The following is a 16,249-nucleotide window of genomic DNA, read 5'->3' as shown; positions in this document are numbered from 1 at the left end:
TCCTGGGCGTACGGACGCGGTTCGGCGCGAGCCTAGAGGATTGCGTACGAGGTCGCGCTCGGTTGCGTACCGGGCCGTGTCCCGCCCTGGTGCGGCGGACCTCGGCGTGTCCCGGCGTGCGGCCGGGGCCGGGTGCCGCTATGTCAGATCGTCGAAGTCCGGAAAGGCCGGCCCCAGTGGGTGCCCGTTGCTCACGCCCGCGCCCGTGGCGAGCGAGGGCGGCAGATCGGGCGTCAGGTCCACGCGCGTAGCGAACGCGCCTTGAAGCGAGAGAATCGCCCAGACCGTGACCTCGCCGGCGACGGTGTCGCGTACGCCCCAGTCCTTGGCGAGCGACCGGATGATCGCCAGCCCGCGGCCGCCGCGCGCCGTGACCGACGGAGTGGCCGGAAGGGGCCGGGTCGGGCCGCCGCCGTCCGTGACCGCGACGGTCAGTCTGCCCTGCGCATCAATACGCCAGGAGGCCCGCACGGATGCCGAGGGCGCGTCCTTTGCGCCGGGAGTTACGGAACCCGGTGATCCGTTTTCGTATATCGGACGCGCATGGCGACACGAATTACTCAACAGTTCCGAAAGGACGAGAACCGCGTCATCGACGACGGTGTCCTGAACGCCACTTGCCAACAGCTCTTCACGCATGCGTCGCCTGGCCATGCCCACACCCACTGGACCATGGGGTACGGCCATGATCGACGACGTCGGCACCTCTTGTGCCACCACCAACGCCACCCCCGAGACCTCCTTTGCCCCACGCCACGGGATGAATTCCCCAATGGACTGGACCGGAAACCGGCCAAGCGGCACGCAGTGACGCACTGGACATAACCGAATACGGCCCGAATGCGCCGGTGCACACCCTGTGAAGGGCTTTAGTCCAGGCCGAGTTGCATTCGCACCTGTTTGGGGCGATTTGTAATGACTGCGTCCACGCCCAATTCCTGGCACAGCTCGACATCGGCGGCGTCATTGACGGTCCAGACGTGGACCCGGTGGCCGGCGCGGTGCGCCCTGGCGACGTACTCGGGGTGCGCGCGGAGGATCCGCATCCCGGGGCCCGCGATGCCGACGCCGGGCGGGAGCCGGCCGTCGCGGTGCCGTGGGGTGAGGAATTGCATCAGGTAGACCCCGGGAATGTCGGGGGCCGCGGCCCGTACGCGGTGCAGCGAGCGCGCCGAGAAGCTCATGACCCGGACCGGAGAGGTCCAGTCGGCGCGCATGGCCGGTTTCGTGTGCCCGAACCGGGCGAGCAGCTCGACCAGCCGCTCCTCCACCTGTCCGGCCCAGCGGGTGGGGTGTTTGGTCTCGATGGCCAGCTCGACCCGCCGGTCGGCGTCCGCGACCAGCTCCAGCAGCCGCTCCAGCGTCAGTACGGAGGTCCGCTCGGGATCCTCGTGCTGCCGGTCCGGCGCCTCGTTCGCGGACCCGTCGCCCTTCCAGGAGCCGAAGTCGAGCGTGGCGAGATCGGCGAGCTCAAGCGCGGAGACCGAGCCGCGCCCGTTGGAGGTGCGGTTCACCCGCCGGTCGTGGACGCAGACGAGATGGCCGTCCGCGGTCAGCCGGACATCGCACTCCAGGGCGTCCGCACCGTCCTCGATCGCTCTGCGATAGGCGGCGAGGGTGTGCTCCGGAGCGTCCTCGGAGGCACCGCGGTGGGCGACGACGGAAATGGCGGGACGGCCCGGACGGCCGTCCTGGGCGGGGCGTGCATAGGTCACCGCGTTATCGTGCCATCCACCGTTGCCGGGCCGCCGGGCGCGTACCCCGAGGTGCGGAACAGGGGATGCGCCGGTTTTGTCCGGCATAAAGGATGAGGGGACAGTCACAGCCTCGGCTTACGGCGCTCTGACGCGCGGTGGGAAAGGCTGGAAGGGAGACTCGCCCGTACCGTCCGGCCCGCAGTACCCGGGCCGGATCTGCGGACCGGGACTCGCGACAGCCGGGATGTGCGGGCCGGAGCCTGCGGATCGGGCCCGCGGACCCTGGATCTGCGGGCCGGGACTCGCCCGTACCGCCCGGATCCTTAATCCTGGAGTACCGGGTCCCCCGTCCGGCAAGGGGGAGCTGTACGACCCGGAGGGCCCGCCAGGCCCGCCGGACCGGAAGATCCGACCCGGAGGCCCGCGGGCCTCCGGACCGCACCACCCGGCGGACCGCACGGCCCGCCGGACCGACGAACCGCACCACCCGGACGCACCCCCAGGGTCCGGCCGAACTGCAAGCCCCGGAAGAAGCGGCCCGCCCCGGACACACAGATGGCCGGGGCACGCGGCAGAAGGAGACCCTCCTGCCAGGGCCGTGGCCGCCGAAAGTCGTGAAGCTGAGGAGAGAGCTGTGAGCACCGAGAACGAGGGAGCCGCCGTCCCGTCGGAGGCCAAGCCACCGACCGGGCCGCAGCCGGACAGCGCGTCCGCCTCCGGCGCCCGGACTCCCGGCGCCCCGCCCGCGGCGCCCCCGCCGCCGGACTTCGCGCCGACCGTCCCCTCGGCCTCCGGCCCCGGCTACGACGAACCGGGCCGGATGCCGCCGTACAGCGACGGACGGGTTCCGCAGCCCGGCTACGGCCACCCCGGCGACGACCCCGCAGCCGACCGGACCAGCCAGTTCCCCACCTACTCGGCGGCCGGCCCCGGTGCCGGTGCCGGCGGCTGGGGCCAGCAGCCTCCCTACGGTGGCGGCGGCGACCCCTGGGGCACGATCGGCAGCCCCGCCCCCAAGCGGCGCAACGGCGGCCTGATCGCTGCTGTCCTGGTGGCCGCGCTGGTCGCCGGCGGTGTCGGCGGCGGCATCGGCTTCTGGGCCGCGGGCCAGAATGACAGCGCCTCCACGACGGTCTCCGCGTCCGGCGACCCCGGGGCACTGAACCGCAAGCCCACGTCCGTCTCCGGGATAGCGCAGAAGGCGCTGCCGAGCGTCGTGACGATCGAGGCGGAGGGTGCGACCGGCGACGGCGGCACCGGCACCGGCTTCATCTACGACAAGCAGGGCCACATCCTCACCAACAACCACGTCGTCGCCAGTGCGGCCGACGGCGGCAAGCTCACCGCGACGTTCTCCAACGGCAAGAAGTACGACGCCGAGGTCGTCGGCCATGCCCAGGGCTACGACGTCGCCGTGATCAAGCTGAAGAACGCCTCCGGCGCCCCGCTCAACCCGCTCCCGCTCGGCAAGTCCTCCCATGTGCAGGTCGGCGACGCCACGATCGCCATCGGCGCGCCCTTCGGCCTGTCCGGCACGGTCACCACCGGCATCATCAGCGCCAAGGACCGCCCGGTGGCCTCCAGCGACGGCGGCGGCACCAGCGCCTCGTACATGAGCGCCCTGCAGACGGATGCCTCGATAAACCCCGGTAACTCCGGCGGCCCGCTGATGGACGCCGCCGGCAATGTCATCGGCATCAACTCCGCCATCCAGTCGGCCGGCAACGGCGGCGGAATGGGCGGCGAGTCCCAGCAGTCCGGCAGCATCGGCCTCGGCTTCGCGATCCCCATCGACCAGGCCCGCCGGGTGGCGCAGGACCTGATCAAGTCCGGCAAGCCGGTCTACCCCCAGATCGGCGTCCAGGTCGGCATGCGGGACACCGGCAACGGCGCGACCATCGCCCGGACCGGCAACAACGGCTCCGAAGCGGTCACCCCGAACGGCCCGGCCGACAAGGCGGGCCTGAAGCCCGGCGACACCATCACCAAGCTCGACGACACGGTGATCGACGGCGGCCCCACCCTCATCAGCGAGATCTGGCAGCACAAGCCCGGCGACCAGGTCACCCTGACCTACAAGCGCGGCGGCAAGGAGCGCACCGCCCACGTCACCCTGGGCCAGCGCACAGGCGACAAGTGACGCGCTAGTCTGATCCCGCGACACCCGCGCACCTGCGTGCCGGTGCCGCGGGGAGGCTTGCCCGAGCGGCCTAAGGGAACAGTCTTGAAAACTGTCGTGGCGGCAACGTCACCGTGGGTTCAAATCCCACAGCCTCCGCCCAGGTCAGCGAATTAGCTGGTCAGAAGGGGTGCCCGAGTGAATCGGGCACCCCTTTTGCGTTCGGATGTGTCTCACCCGGCCCGCCGGGCAACCTCCACCGGGTCCACGCCCGCCTTGATCCACAGCGAGGCGATCGCGTGTGACGCGGGTCCGGACAGGGCGGATGGCGACGGCTGTGGCGGTGCCTCGCCCGTCGAGCTCTCCGTCGATGCCAACAGCGGCCTGCGTGGCGCCGTGGCTGCCCGCCTTGCTGACCAGTGAGCGGAGCGGAGGACGTACTCCCACCCGCAATGCGGCCTACGGCGCCCGCATCACCGCGCTACCCCGGTAGGAAATCCGCCCTCCGCGTGCCCTAGCCTGCAACGCCGTGCACGGGCGCGGGCACGCCGGCAACCAGGGGGTTTCTTTATGCGCTTGGCCACCACACTTCTGCTTCTCGGTGCCCTGTTCGGGGTGGCACCGGCCACGGTCGCCCATGCGGCGCCGTCGGGTGGCTCGGTCTCGAATGTCGCGTTCGAGCGGAGCGAGGGCAGTGGCAGTCACAGCGGCTTCAGCAGCGGTGGCGTCAGCAAGGTGAATCTCGCCCGCGGCTCCAAGAGCTCCAAGACCTCCAAGAGCCGCAGGATCGGAACGAACAGCGGCTCCCACGGCAACACGTCGCTCTTGGAGGCGATCCTTGGCCTCATCTTCCTTGCGGTCTGCGCCGTCTACGCGGTCTGTCGGGGTTTCAAGAAGGTGCGAACGTACTTCGGGAAGGGCGCCTGACGGCATTCACTGGTAGGCCTCGTTCACTTCCTCTCGCGCTGTTCCTGGTCCATCACCCGGGCTCCCTTTCGGGGTACCGGGGACGAGCCGGGTGGAGGGGTGGCGGGTCCACCCGCCGGCGCTCGCGCTGAACTCGCGTACGTCCTGCGGGCGGGCCTTGTCGGGGTCGTCGCACGAGAGCCTGGTTGAGGAAGGCGGCCAAGGTGGCGTTCACCACGCCCCAGATGCCGCCCGCCGCCGCGAAGATCGAGGCAGCGGCGATGCCTGTGAGGGCGCTGGTCCGAGGCTTGAGTTTCTTGCCGTAGATGATTGCGACCAGGCAGACCGCAAGGGCGCCCATCCCGACGTGGCCACCGACTCCGCCCTGGATGGTGGCCACGGCCGCGAACTCGGGCGCACGGATTGACCGGAGCCGTCCGCAGCGAGTGGGCGGATCCTCTCCAGGAAGCGCCGCCACCCAGGATCATGGAGCGATGAATGAGGGGATAGCAGCATTGATCGCCGGCCTCGCTGCGGCTTTCGGGGGCGTAGTGGGAGCCTTCGGTGGAGGGGTCATCAGCGCGCGCGGAAGTCTGCGAGCAGCGGAGACGACTGCCACGGCTGCTTTGCGGCAGGTACAGGATCAGGGCGCCGTTGAACATGCTCACTGGGTCCGGCAGCAGAGGCAGGCTCTTTACGCGCGCGTTGTGGAGCTTTACGTGGCCGTCGGCGTGACCTTTCCAACGGCCGTGAAGCAATTGAAAGGAGGGGCGCCGCTTGCCGAAGAGGACAAGCAAACGATGCGGGCTGCGGTGGTGGCGCTGGAAGCCGCGATAAGCCAACTCGGGTTCTGGGGACCTCAGCCGATGCAGGACATCGGAGGTGAACTCAGGACCCGTATCAAGGCCGTTGGCGGGACACTGATCGGGTGGAGCGATGCTGTGGCCCGGGAACCCGACCAGGCCCATCCGCTCACCGGAGGGCAGGAGCAGGCGCGTCGACAGGAAAGGGAAAACTGGAGGACCGAGTATCGCGCCGACCTCAGATCCGCAGCCGATACCTACAACGAGTTCATCCGGACGGCCGGCGAGACCTTGCAGAGCCCTGCTGCGCATGCCGCCTGATCGGACACGTCGACGCGGGTCCTCGCCGTGTGGGTGTGGCCGGGCCGGTCGGCTCTACGGCTTTGCCTCGCGCTCCCGTTGCCACGTATACGCGCGTCGTCGGGGCTGACCAGCAGTTCCTGCTTCGGTGAGAAGGGGACCACCCGGTTTCGGCGGGACGTCCTGGGCCGGCCGGGTGTGCGGACGGTGATCCTTGAGCTGGGGGGCAACGACATCGGCGCCAACTGGTCCAAGGACCCCTGCCTCCCGTCGTCGCACACACCGGTCTCGGCACGTCAGATCACCGACGGCTACCGGGAGTTGGTGCGGGCCGCGCATGAGCGGGGTATCAAGGTCATCGGTGCCACCGTGATTCCGCTGAAGGGGTACCCGGGCTCCTCCGCCAAGGTCGAGCGCTTGCGTCAGCAGGTCAACCACTGGATCCGTACCAGCCGGGTCTACGACGCGGTCGTCGACTTCGACCGGGCCCTGGCCGACCCGGCTCACCCCGACCGGCCGCGGCCCGGCTACGTCTATCAGGACGGGCTGCACCCCAACGACGCCGGATACCACGCCCTCGCCGACGCCTTCGCTCTCACGGAACTCTGAACCGTTCGGTCCGCTGAAATGGGGAGGGCGTGGCGCGGTGGTAAATGCTCCAGGAGAAAGGGGAAGCGTGCGGCAATGGGTTTTATTCGGGCGGTAGGGTGGCGGCGGAAAGATGAATGGAATTCCAGTCGTGATGCGGAGAGTGGGCAGGGGTCACCGTGGGTGCGCGGAGGGCGGGAGCGAGAGGTGTGGGTCGCCGGGGAAATGTGCTGATCCGGCGGGCCGAGGAGCGGGATGCCGCGCGGCTCACCCGCCTGGTGCGCAGCTCTCGGGCTTATGAGGGGCGCTATTCATCGGTGGTCGAGGGGTATCGGGTGGGGCCGGATTACCTCGCGGCGCATCAGGTTTTTGTCGCGGTGGAGGAGATCCCCGGTGAGGAGGGCGGCGGTGAGCGAATCCTGGGGTTCTATTCGCTCATGGTGGAGCCGGCCGAGCTGGACCTGATGTTCGTGTCGGACCAGGCGCAGGGGTTCGGGATAGGGCGCCGGCTGGTCGAGCACATGCGGGGCGAGGCGCGGAGCGCCGGGATCGGCAGGGTGCGGGTGATCTCGCATCCGCCTGCCGAGGGGTTTTACCGCAGGGTGGGCGCCCAGCCGGTCGGAACGGTGCCGGCGAATCCGCCGGCAGTGATGTGGGACCGTCCGGAGCTCGTATTCCTGGTGGTCGAATAGCGGGTCGGGGCGTAAATCGTTGGCCAGGCGGTCCCTTTGTATTGATTGTGTAGGTATGACGCGATCATTTGAGGAACTGGTGGCCGAGGCCGATGCCATATCGGTCGAGGGGTGGGACTTCTCGTGGCTGGCGGGGCGGGCCACGGAGGAGCGGCCCTCGTGGGGGTATCAGCGGGCGATGAGCGAGCGGTTGGCGCGGGCGTCGGCGGCACTGGACATTCAGACGGGTGGCGGTGAGGTGCTCGCCGGGGCGGCCAAGCTGCCGCCGGTGATGGTGGCGACGGAGTCCTGGCCGCCGAATGTCGCCAAGGCCACCGCGCTGTTGCCTCCGCTCGGCGCGGTCGTGGTGGCCGACGCGGACGAGCCGCCGCTGCCGTTCGGTGACGCGGCGTTCGACCTGGTGACGAGCCGTCATCCGGTGACCGTGTGGTGGGAGGAGATCGCCCGGGTGCTGCGGCCCGGGGGCACGTACTTCTCCCAACAGGTCGGACCGGCCAGCGTGTTCGAGCTGGTCGAGTACTTTCTGGGGCCGCAGCCGGAGGACGTACGGCGGGCCCGTCACCCCGAGGAGGCACGCCGGGCGGCCGAGGCGGCAGGCCTGGAGGTGGTCGATCTCCGTGCGGAGTCGCTGCGGGCCGAGTTCTTCGACATCGGGGCGGTCGTCTACTTCCTGCGCAAGGTGGTGTGGATGGTTCCCGGGTTCACGGTTGCGCAATACCGGGAGCGCTTGCGGGAGTTGGACGAGTTGATCCGTGCGGAGGGGGCGTTCGTGGCGCACACGACCCGGTTCTTGATCGAGGCGCGTCGGAGCTGATCCTTCCGCGCCCGGTTCCCTCCACGCCCGGTTCCGTCTGCTCCCGGCTTCGTCTGCTCCCTGGTGGCTGTCCCTGAACGCTCCCTGCCGCGTACCCCTACGGGCTGCCGCCACCGCACTGCCCCTACGGGCTGCCGCCACCGCCGCTGCCCCTGCGGGCCCTCGCTCCCGGTTACCCCTGCCGCCGGCGGGCCGCCGAGGCGATCGTTGCGCGAGCCTCCTGTGCGGACAGGCCGGTGTGGCAGGCGGCCTCCGTGAGTCTGGCGGCGAGCTCCCTGCCGAGGCCGGACTCGTCGGCCCGGCAGGCGGCCCAGTAGAGGCGGGCATTGCGCTGACCGGCCGGGGAGGCGCGGACGAAACGTACGAGTGCCGCGGCGGGCTGGGGCGGGACGCCGTGCGGGGACTCGCGGTGGGCGGACGGGGGCGGGGCCGTGAGGAGGGCGAGCAGGGCGTCCGGCACGGGGGCGGGGCGGTGCGGGGCGCCCGGTGCCAGGGCGTAGCGCCCGTGGGCGGTGAGCGAGCCGGGGCCCACGAGATAGCCGCCCGCGCCGCGGATGTCGATGCCGGGGGCGAGCCGGCCGACCGAATTCGAAATGGCGGGGGACGGCGGGCCGGTGAGCCAGAGGTGGCGGCCGCCGCTGGGGGTGCGGACCGTGACCGTGGGCGGGATCGGGAAGCCGTGCTGTTCGGCGAGGAACCGGAGGGCGGTCAGGCCATCGGCGCCGTTCTTGGTGTCGAGGTCGATGCCGATGAGGTGGTGCGGGGGCCGCCCGCAGGCGAGTCCGTAGCCGGTGGCCCAGGGGGCGGCGGCGAACATCCGGCGGACGCCGAGCGGGTCGGTGCTCGCGTCGTGTACGCCGTGCCCGAGCCGGCCGCACTCGCCGCGGCAGGGCGGGACCTCGGGATGCCCGCGGTGCGGGGACCGGAGGGCCGGAAGCTTGTTGCGGGTCAGCGGGATGACGGGGTAGCCGCGCTCGGCGGCGAGGAGGGCATGGGCGAGGGCCGCGGCGTGCGCATCCGCGGGCCCGGTGGGAGGGAGGCCGAGAGGCGGGGCGGGGCGGGGACCATCGGGCTGCTGGGAGCGCTCCGCAGGCCGGAGTCCGGCGGCGGGCTCGGCGGGTCGATCCGAAGGCCGGGGCCCAGGGCCAACCGCAGGCCGGTGCTCGGGTCGATCCGCGGGCCGGCGCTCGGGTCGATCCGTGGGCCGCCGAACCTCGTCCTGCGGATCGCGTCGAAGCCCAGGGCGCGGCTCGGCGGCCCGCGGATCCGGCCGCACCTCAGGGCGCGGCTCGGCCCGCAGGCCAGGCCGCGGAGCGGGCCGGTCCTCCGTCGGTGTTCCGGTATGGCATCGGTGCAGGGCCATGGCTCTAGTTTCGTACGAATGTTCGACGAAGGGAAGGGGGGCGCGCCCGAACCGGCCCGCGCGCCGGTTGTGGCGGCCGGGCGTGCGGGGCGCACGGAGTCGGCGCGGTGCGGGCTGTGGCGGGATGCCGTGCCGTGGAGGCGAGTGCCGGTGGGCGTCGTGCGGCGGCCGGGGTTTACCCGGGGTTCCTCATGCTTGCGGGGGAATCGCCCCTTCGTGACGGGTTCGCCGGGGATTCATGGGCAAGCCTGAGTGCGCGACGTCGAAGCAAGCACCGAGTGGTCGGCCAACTGCCCGGTGAGCAAGCGGAGTTCCATCGATCCAGAAGTCGTGTTCCGTAGGAGGAATAGACATGGCAAGCACCCGTACCGCCCGCGTCATCGCCGTTGTTGCCGCACTGCCTTTCGCGGCCGCACTCTTCACGGGCGTGGCGCAGGCCGATAACGGCGGCTTTGCAACCAACGGGTCGAGCTCGGCGGCGACGAGTCAGACGGGGACGGGCGTCGGAGGCAGCAACTTCGGTAACTCGACCACCGGTCAGCAGGTCGCCAACGGCGCCGGCGCCTCCAACCAGAACAACACCGCGAGCGTGAACGGCTCCGGCCCCACGCGTATCGACCAGACCAACGCCACCGTCAACTTCACCAACCTCTGGTGACCCGGTACGCCGCATAGGGGATGCGGCGACTGACCGAGGGGTGATGAGTCAGGGCCGGTACGGAGAGAAGGGGGCTTCTCCGGGGTTCACGCGCCGACCTTGACAGCGAGCGGGTTTCTGACGGACAGTCAGAAACCCGCTCGCTCGTTCGTACGCCAGGACTCCCCTGTGCGCCGGGCGGACGGCCACCAGAAGGGGAGCCGCCGACGTGCACCTCGCCCCCACCGAGCGCCAGGAGCAGTTGCGCACCGAACTCCGTTCGTACTTCCGCGAGATGCTGCCGGACGGGCCGGTCGAGGACCCCGCCGAGCAGCGTGCGGTGCTCCGCCGGATCGGCGCCGACGGCATGCTGGGACTGGGCTGGCCGACCGCGTACGGAGGGCAGGGGCGCGGCCCCGACGAGCAGTTCGTCTTCTTCGACGAGGCGCACCGCGCGGGCGCCCCGGTCTCGATGGTCACCCTCAACACAGTCGGCCCGACCCTGATGAAGTACGGCACCCAGCGGCAGAAGGACTTCTTCCTGCCGCGGATCCTCAGCGGCGAACTCGTCTTCGCGATCGGCTATACGGAACCCGAGGCCGGTACCGACCTCGCCGCGCTCCGCACCCGCGCCGTGCGAGAGCCGGGCGGTGGTGACGCCGGCTGGTTGATCAACGGTGCCAAGAGCTTCACCAGCAACGCCCATCAGGCCGACTGGATCTGGCTCGCCTGCCGCACCGACCCCGACGCTCCCAAGCACCGGGGCATCTCGATCATCCTCGTGCCCACCGACGCACCCGGATTCTCCTGGACGCCGATCGAGACGGTCGGCGGGCTGACGACCACCGCCACGTACTACGACGGCATCCGCGTCCCGGCCGGGAACCTCGTCGGGGAGGAGAACGCCGGCTGGACGCTGATCACTCATCAGCTCAACCATGAGCGGGTGGCGCTGGCCGCCATCGGGATGCAGGCCGAGGACGCCTTCGACGCGGCGCTGGCCCATGCCCGTACACCGGAGGCGGAGACCGGCGAGCGGCCCGCCGACCGCCCATGGGTGCGGTCCCGGCTCGCCGAGGCGCACGCCCGGCTGGCCGCCACCCGGCTGCTGAACTGGCGGCTGGTCGATGACGTAGGAGCCGGGACGCTCAGCCCCGGCGACGCCGGCGGCGTCAAGTTCGCCGGGACGGAGAGCGCCGTCGAGGTCTACCGGATGTGCCAGGAGGTGGTGGGCGATGCCGCCCTGGTGCGGGCCGGTTCGCCGGGCGCCTTCGGGGGCGGTGAGCTGGAGCGGATGAACCGTGCGGCGCAGATCAACACGTTCGGGGGCGGAGTGAGCGAGGTCCAGCGGGAGATCGTCGCGACGATGCGGCTGGGGATGCGGAGGGGGCGGCGATGAGCCCGGTGCAGCTCACATACGAGCAGCTCAAGGCCTATGAGGGCCAGCCGACCGGGACCGCCGGCGTGGGCAAGGACCTGGTCAACGAGCCGATGATCAGGCACTGGTGCGAGGCCATGGGCGACACCGGCCCCGCCTACCGGGGGCCGGACGCCATCGCCCCGCCGACCATGCTCCAGGCCTGGACGATGGGGGGCCTCTCCGGCCACCTCGACCGCTCGGGGGCGTACGGCGAACTGTCCGGGCTGCTGGACGACGCCGGGTACACCTCCATCGTCGCCACCGACTGCGAGCAGGAGTATCTGCGGCCGCTGCGGCCCGGCGACCGGATCACCTTCGACGCGGTGATCGAATCGGTGTCGGAGCGCAAGACGACGAAGCTGGGGACCGGGCACTTCATCACCACACGGATGGACATCCGCGCCGACGGCGAGCCGGCCGGGACGCACCGCTTCCGGGTCCTCAAGTACGCCCCGGCGGCACGGCCCCCCAAGACGGCCGAGCAGCCGCAGGCACCCGAGCAGCCCCGAGCCCGGCGGCCCCGCCCCGTCATCAACCGCGACAACGCCGGCTTCTGGGAGGGCGTCGCCGGGCACCGGCTGCTGATCCAGCGCTGCACGGGCTGCCGGACGCTGCGTTTCCCCTGGCTGCCGGGGTGCAATGCCTGCGGGTCGGCGGAGTGGGACACCGTCGAGGCGAGCGGCGCGGGAACGGTCTTCTCCTACGTCGTGATGCACCATCCGCCCTTCCCCGCCTTCACGGCGCCCGAGCACGGCGCGGACACTCCCGGCCCCTATGCGGTCGGGCTGATCGAGCTCGCGGAGGGGGTGCGGATCGTCAGCAATGTCGTCGGCGTCCCCTACGACAAGGTGCGGATCGGCATGCCGGTACGGCTCGAATTCCTGTATGTGGACGACGAGTTGGAGTTGCCGGTCTTCCGCGCGGCAGAGGGCGGTGAGGGCTGAGATGGACTTCACGCCCACGCCGGAGCAGGCGGCGGCCCGCGAGCTGGCGGCGCAGATATTCGGTGACCTGTCCACGCCGGAGCGCCTCGCCGCCTGCGGCGGCGGCACGGACGCCGCACTGTGGAAGGCGCTGTGCGCGGCCGGTCTGCCGGGCGCGGTGGAGGAGACCGGGCTGCTCGGACTCGTGCTGATGCTGGAGGAGCAGGGGCGTACGACGGCGCAGGTGCCGTTCGCGGCGACCTGTGTGTACGGCCTGCTGGCGCTCGGCGCGCACGGCGGCCCGGAACAGCGGGCGCGGCTGCTGCCGGCGCTGCGGGACGGCGAAGCGGTCGCCACCGGGGCGTTTCCGGCGCGGCGCGGCGGCGTACGGGCCGAGCGGGCGGCGGACGGGACGGGGCGGCTGACCGGCAGCGTCCCGGTAGTGCCGTGGCTGCGCGAGGCCACCCATGTACTGGTGCCGGACGGGACGGCTCGGGCGCTGTGGCTCGTACGTACCGATGCCGCCGGGGTACGGCGGGACCCGGTCGAGACCACCGCCCCCTGGTCGACGGGCCGGCTCACCCTGGACGACACCCCCGCCGAAGGCCTGAACGGGCCTGCCGCCTCCCCCGCCGAAGGTCTGCACGGCCCTGCCGCCTCCCCTCACCCTGACGCCACCCACGCCTACGCCGACGTCCTGGCCCTCGCCCGCACCGCCTTCGCCGGCCTCCAGGCCGGGGTCTGCGCCGGTTCCCTGGCCAGGGCGGTGTCCCACACCACCACCCGCGAGCAGTTCGGCCGCCCGCTCTCCACGAACCAGGGCGTGCAGCTGCGCGCCGCCGATGCCTACATGGACACCGAGGCCATCCGGGTCACCGCCTACGAGGCGGCCTGGCGGCGGGACGCGGGCCTGGACGCCGGGCCGCATGCGCTGACCGCCGCCTGGTGGGCGTCCGAGGCAGGCACCCGCGTGGTGCACACCGGCCAGCATCTGCACGGCGGCATCGGCGCCGACGTCGACCACCCCGTCCACCGGCACTTCCTGTGGGGCAGACAGCTGGCCGGGTACCTGGGGTCGGGGGCCGAAGTCCTCAACGAATTGGGGGAGTTGCTCACGGGGGAAGGCCGAGAGGTTCGGGAGGCCCGGGAGGGGCGAGAGGGCGGGGAAGGCCGTCCGTACGAGCAGAGCCGTCCGTACCAGGAGAGCCGCGCCGACCAGCAGAGCCGCGCCGACCACCAGGGCCCAGACGCCCGAGCCGACCGGAAGGAGGCCGGATGAAGGCCGGTGACGAGCTGCCGACGCTCACCATTCCCCTCACCCGCACCCTGATCGTCGCCGGAGCGCTCGCCTCCCGCGACTACCAGGACGTGCACCACGACACCGAGGCGGCCCAGGAGAAGGGTTCCCCGGACATCTTCATGAACATCCTGACCACCAACGGACTCGTCGGCCGCTACATCACCGACCACTTCGGGCCGCGCTGCACCCTGCGCAAGGTCGCCATTCGCCTCGGCGCCCCCAACTACCCCGGAGACACCATGGTGTTGAGCGGAGCCGTCACCGAGGTGACGGACGGTACGGCGGTGGTGCGGATCGTCGGAGCCAACGGCATCGGCCACCACGTCACCGGCACGGTGACCGTAAGCCTCCCGGAGGGCACGGCATGAGCGTCCACCGCCCCGACGCCCTCGGCGGCCGGGCCGCCATCGCCGGAATCGGCGCGACCGAGTTCTCCAAGGACTCCGGCCGCAGCGAACTGACGCTCGCCGTCGAGGCCGTACGTGCCGCCCTCGACGACGCCGGGCTGACCCCCGCGGATGTCGACGGCCTGGTCACCTTCACCATGGACACCAACCCCGAGATCACCGTCGCGCAGTCGGCCGGTATCGGCGAGCTGTCCTTCTTCTCCCGGGTCCACTACGGGGGCGGCGCGGCCTGCGCCACCATCCAGCAGGCGGCCCTGGCGGTCGCCACCGGTATCGCCGAAGTCGTCGTCTGCTACCGCGCGTTCAACGAGCGGTCGGGCCGCCGCTTCGGCTCCGGCGTACAGCAGCGGGAGCCCACCGCGGAGGGTACGGCGCTCGGCTGGAACCTCCCCTTCGGCCTGCTCACCCCCGCCTCCTGGGTCGCCATGGCCGCCCAGCGCTACCTCCACACCTACGGCCTGACCCCGGACGCCTTCGGCCCGGTCGCGGTCACCGACCGACGCCACGCCGCCCGCAACCCGGCCGCGTACTTCTACAACAAGCCCATCACCCTCACCGACCACGCCGCCTCCCGCTGGATCGTGGAGCCGCTGCGGCTGCTGGACTGCTGCCAGGAGACGGACGGCGCCCAGGCGATCGTGGTGACCTCGCCCGAGCGTGCCCGCGCGCTGCCCCACCCACCGGCGCTGATCACGGCCGCGGCGCAGGGCGCGGGCCGCGCCCAGGAGCAGATGACCAGCTTCTACCGCGACGGCCTGACCGGCCTCCCCGAGATGAACGTGGTCGCCCGCCAGCTCTGGCGCACCGCCGCCCTCACCCCCGCCGAGATCGATGTCGCGATCCTCTACGACCACTTCACCCCCTTCGTGCTGATGCAGCTGGAGGAGTTCGGCTTCTGCGCCCCCGGCGAGGCCGCGGACTTCGTCGCCGCGGACACCCTCCCGCTGAACACCCACGGCGGCCAGCTCGGCGAGGCCTATCTGCACGGGATGAACGGCATCGCCGAGGCCGTCCGCCAGCTCCGCGGCACCTCCGTCAACCAGGCCGGCAGCCCCGCCCATGTGCTGGTCACGGCCGGGACCGGGGTCCCGACCTCGGGGCTGATCCTCGGCGCGGACGGCTCGTGACACCCGTCATCCGGCTTCCGGACGGCGGGGAGAGGGCGCCGGGCGGCACAGCACCGCTGCGCCGGCGATGGCGCCGAGTACGACGATCTCGATGACCGCCTGCACCGGCAGCCCCGCGATGTACTTGCCCGCGGTGTCGAACTGCGGGTCGAAGTAGGCCGCTCCGGGGTAGAGGATCGCCGCTGCCTGGCTGACCCAGTAGAGGCCGGCGAACCCGACCGCGGCGAGCAGGTTGGAGCGGGCGTCGCCGCGGCGGCGCCATACGAAGAACAGGCAGACGAGGGCGAGCAAGGTACCCATCGCCATGGTCTGGCCGTTGTGGAACTTGGCGTGCGGGGGCCAGAGCGGGTTCAACACATGTGTTTCGTTCCAGTCGGCGACGTACGGCGAGATGGCCGTGAAGACCGCGACCAGCGAGAGCAGGGTCCTGCCTGCCGTTTCCCGGGTCTTGGCGGCCCGCGCACGGACGGCTCCGCTCCGGACGGAACCGTTCGTGGTGGCCGACCGCGCGCTGTCGTACCCGCGGTCAGGAGACGTGGAGGTGTCCATCGGTATGGCCTTTCAGTGGAGCGGGTGAGGAGGACGGGCCGACGGCGTCGGTGATGCCGGTGCCCTGCCCCTAGGGGTCAGGCCGCAGCGGCAACGGCGGTGGGCGCATGGCCGGTCGCGTACCGGTAGGAGGCGGCGATGACCTTCTTGGCCACCGCCAGTTCGGCCTGATCGCGTGGGGCGTAGAGCATGACGACGTTGATGCCGAGGTCGTACAGCGGATGCTTCTCACCCCACCCGGAAGCCAGGAACTCGGCATGGTCGGCCGGGTCCAGGGCCAGATGAAGGCTGCCGTCGGCGTGCAGATGCGCGAACTCCGCGTTCCGGCGCGGCGGGAAGAGCAGGGCGCCCGGAGCCGCGGCGGTGTCTTTCAGGAACACCGCCCAGGTGCTGGGGGCGGAGATCTCGCTGTGGCCGGTGGTGATGCCGGGCAGCACGGTGGCCATCCACTGCCGCAGTTCTTCCCTGGTCCGGGGCGGGCTGGTCTGGGTCAACTGCAGGTGGGGGACCTCGGGCCCGGTTTCGGGCCGGTCACCCGCACGTTCGGGGAGTGCCGGGAAGGTCATGGGGATGCTCCTTCGTGTCAGGGGACCGGACGCCGGGG

The 16,249-nt window shown here is 71.3% G+C and carries 17 protein-coding genes and 1 tRNA gene; 13 read left to right on the top strand and 5 right to left on the bottom strand.

Going from position 1 to position 16,249, the window contains the following annotated elements; translation table 11 throughout:
• Positions 1–138 precede the first annotated feature (138 nt).
• Together ACGFWI_RS03415 and ACGFWI_RS03410 are read right to left on the bottom strand one after the other, a co-directional pair.
• Positions 139–729: an ATP-binding protein gene (locus ACGFWI_RS03415; RefSeq protein ID WP_393904209.1), complete on the bottom strand. Its 591-nt coding sequence runs from the start codon at positions 727–729 to the stop codon at positions 139–141.
• Positions 730–869: 140 nt separating this feature from the next.
• Positions 870–1,715 carry a glycerophosphodiester phosphodiesterase gene (locus ACGFWI_RS03410; RefSeq protein WP_393904208.1) on the bottom strand — a complete coding sequence of 282 codons (846 nt, stop codon included), beginning with the start codon at positions 1,713–1,715 and terminating at the stop codon, positions 870–872.
• A gap of 616 nt (positions 1,716–2,331) precedes the next feature.
• Between ACGFWI_RS03410 and ACGFWI_RS03405 the strand changes: the two genes are divergently transcribed.
• From ACGFWI_RS03405 to ACGFWI_RS03375, 7 genes are all read left to right on the top strand, one after another.
• Entirely contained in the window at positions 2,332–3,837 is a 1,506-nt protein-coding gene (locus tag ACGFWI_RS03405) for a S1C family serine protease (protein WP_393904207.1), read from the top strand.
• 51 nt (positions 3,838–3,888) lie between these two features.
• Positions 3,889–3,975 (top strand) — tRNA-Ser (locus ACGFWI_RS03400).
• 417 nt (positions 3,976–4,392) lie between these two features.
• Entirely contained in the window at positions 4,393–4,743 is a 351-nt protein-coding gene (locus ACGFWI_RS03395) for a hypothetical protein (RefSeq protein ID WP_393904206.1), read from the top strand.
• Between the two features lie 473 nt (positions 4,744–5,216).
• Positions 5,217–5,846 (top strand): hypothetical protein, encoded by a 630-nt coding sequence (locus ACGFWI_RS03390; protein ID WP_393904205.1) that lies wholly within the window; start codon positions 5,217–5,219, stop codon positions 5,844–5,846.
• A 27-nt stretch (positions 5,847–5,873) separates the two neighbouring features.
• Complete coding sequence (locus tag ACGFWI_RS03385; protein WP_393904204.1) at positions 5,874–6,434, top strand: GDSL-type esterase/lipase family protein; 561 nt, start codon at positions 5,874–5,876, stop codon at positions 6,432–6,434.
• A gap of 206 nt (positions 6,435–6,640) precedes the next feature.
• Positions 6,641–7,105 carry a GNAT family N-acetyltransferase gene (locus tag ACGFWI_RS03380; RefSeq protein ID WP_393904203.1) on the top strand — a complete coding sequence of 155 codons (465 nt, stop codon included), beginning with the start codon at positions 6,641–6,643 and terminating at the stop codon, positions 7,103–7,105.
• A 55-nt stretch (positions 7,106–7,160) separates the two neighbouring features.
• Entirely contained in the window at positions 7,161–7,919 is a 759-nt protein-coding gene (locus ACGFWI_RS03375; protein ID WP_393904202.1) for a class I SAM-dependent methyltransferase, read from the top strand.
• A gap of 172 nt (positions 7,920–8,091) precedes the next feature.
• Here ACGFWI_RS03375 and ACGFWI_RS03370 read toward each other — a convergent pair whose 3' ends face one another.
• Positions 8,092–9,195, bottom strand: a complete 1,104-nt coding sequence (locus ACGFWI_RS03370) for a bifunctional DNA primase/polymerase (RefSeq protein ID WP_393904359.1) — start codon at positions 9,193–9,195, stop codon at positions 8,092–8,094.
• A gap of 439 nt (positions 9,196–9,634) precedes the next feature.
• On the opposite strand from ACGFWI_RS03370, the gene ACGFWI_RS03365 reads away from it, so the two are divergent.
• From ACGFWI_RS03365 to ACGFWI_RS03340, 6 genes are all read left to right on the top strand, one after another.
• A complete protein-coding gene (locus ACGFWI_RS03365; RefSeq protein WP_393904201.1) occupies positions 9,635–9,940 on the top strand; it encodes a hypothetical protein in 306 nt (101 codons plus the stop codon).
• A 208-nt stretch (positions 9,941–10,148) separates the two neighbouring features.
• Positions 10,149–11,318, top strand: a complete 1,170-nt coding sequence (locus tag ACGFWI_RS03360; protein WP_393904200.1) for an acyl-CoA dehydrogenase family protein — start codon at positions 10,149–10,151, stop codon at positions 11,316–11,318.
• Complete coding sequence (locus ACGFWI_RS03355; RefSeq protein WP_393904199.1) at positions 11,315–12,283, top strand: bifunctional MaoC family dehydratase N-terminal/OB-fold nucleic acid binding domain-containing protein; 969 nt, start codon at positions 11,315–11,317, stop codon at positions 12,281–12,283. The genes ACGFWI_RS03360 and ACGFWI_RS03355 overlap by 4 nt, the downstream gene beginning before the upstream one ends.
• Before the next feature lies 1 nt (position 12,284).
• Complete coding sequence (locus tag ACGFWI_RS03350) at positions 12,285–13,541, top strand: acyl-CoA dehydrogenase family protein (protein ID WP_393904198.1); 1,257 nt, start codon at positions 12,285–12,287, stop codon at positions 13,539–13,541.
• The gene (locus tag ACGFWI_RS03345; RefSeq protein ID WP_393904197.1) at positions 13,538–13,930 is read left to right on the top strand and encodes a MaoC family dehydratase; all 393 of its coding nucleotides are present in this window, start codon (positions 13,538–13,540) and stop codon (positions 13,928–13,930) included. Before ACGFWI_RS03350 ends, ACGFWI_RS03345 begins: the two co-directional genes overlap by 4 nt.
• Positions 13,927–15,096 (top strand): lipid-transfer protein, encoded by a 1,170-nt coding sequence (locus ACGFWI_RS03340; RefSeq protein WP_393904196.1) that lies wholly within the window; start codon positions 13,927–13,929, stop codon positions 15,094–15,096. The genes ACGFWI_RS03345 and ACGFWI_RS03340 overlap by 4 nt, the downstream gene beginning before the upstream one ends.
• A gap of 6 nt (positions 15,097–15,102) precedes the next feature.
• Here ACGFWI_RS03340 and ACGFWI_RS03335 read toward each other — a convergent pair whose 3' ends face one another.
• The gene (locus tag ACGFWI_RS03335) at positions 15,103–15,645 is read right to left on the bottom strand and encodes a DUF6640 family protein (protein WP_393904195.1); all 543 of its coding nucleotides are present in this window, start codon (positions 15,643–15,645) and stop codon (positions 15,103–15,105) included.
• Positions 15,646–15,722: 77 nt separating this feature from the next.
• Entirely contained in the window at positions 15,723–16,211 is a 489-nt protein-coding gene (locus ACGFWI_RS03330) for a luciferase family protein (RefSeq protein ID WP_393904194.1), read from the bottom strand.
• Between the last annotated feature and the right edge of the window lie 38 nt (positions 16,212–16,249).

It is taken from the genome of Streptomyces sp. NPDC048434 (assembly GCF_043200375.1).
Classification (GTDB): Bacteria; Actinomycetota; Actinomycetes; order Streptomycetales; family Streptomycetaceae; genus Streptomyces.
Note: the sequence above shows the minus strand (reverse complement) of the source record. Positions and strands in the feature narration are given on the sequence as shown.

Excerpts from the sequence above, each read along its gene's own strand:
- ACGFWI_RS03390 (WP_393904205.1), top strand. The coding sequence starts at position 5,217 with ATGAATGAGGGGATAGCAGCATTGATCGCCGGCCTCGCTGCGGCTTTC.
- ACGFWI_RS03335 (WP_393904195.1), bottom strand. The coding sequence starts at position 15,645 with ATGGACACCTCCACGTCTCCTGACCGCGGGTACGACAGCGCGCGGTCG.
- ACGFWI_RS03365 (WP_393904201.1), top strand. The coding sequence starts at position 9,635 with ATGGCAAGCACCCGTACCGCCCGCGTCATCGCCGTTGTTGCCGCACTG.
- ACGFWI_RS03340 (WP_393904196.1), top strand. The coding sequence starts at position 13,927 with ATGAGCGTCCACCGCCCCGACGCCCTCGGCGGCCGGGCCGCCATCGCC.
- ACGFWI_RS03355 (WP_393904199.1), top strand. The coding sequence starts at position 11,315 with ATGAGCCCGGTGCAGCTCACATACGAGCAGCTCAAGGCCTATGAGGGC.
- ACGFWI_RS03330 (WP_393904194.1), bottom strand. The coding sequence starts at position 16,211 with ATGACCTTCCCGGCACTCCCCGAACGTGCGGGTGACCGGCCCGAAACC.
- ACGFWI_RS03345 (WP_393904197.1), top strand. The coding sequence starts at position 13,538 with ATGAAGGCCGGTGACGAGCTGCCGACGCTCACCATTCCCCTCACCCGC.
- ACGFWI_RS03375 (WP_393904202.1), top strand. The coding sequence starts at position 7,161 with ATGACGCGATCATTTGAGGAACTGGTGGCCGAGGCCGATGCCATATCG.
- ACGFWI_RS03350 (WP_393904198.1), top strand. The coding sequence starts at position 12,285 with ATGGACTTCACGCCCACGCCGGAGCAGGCGGCGGCCCGCGAGCTGGCG.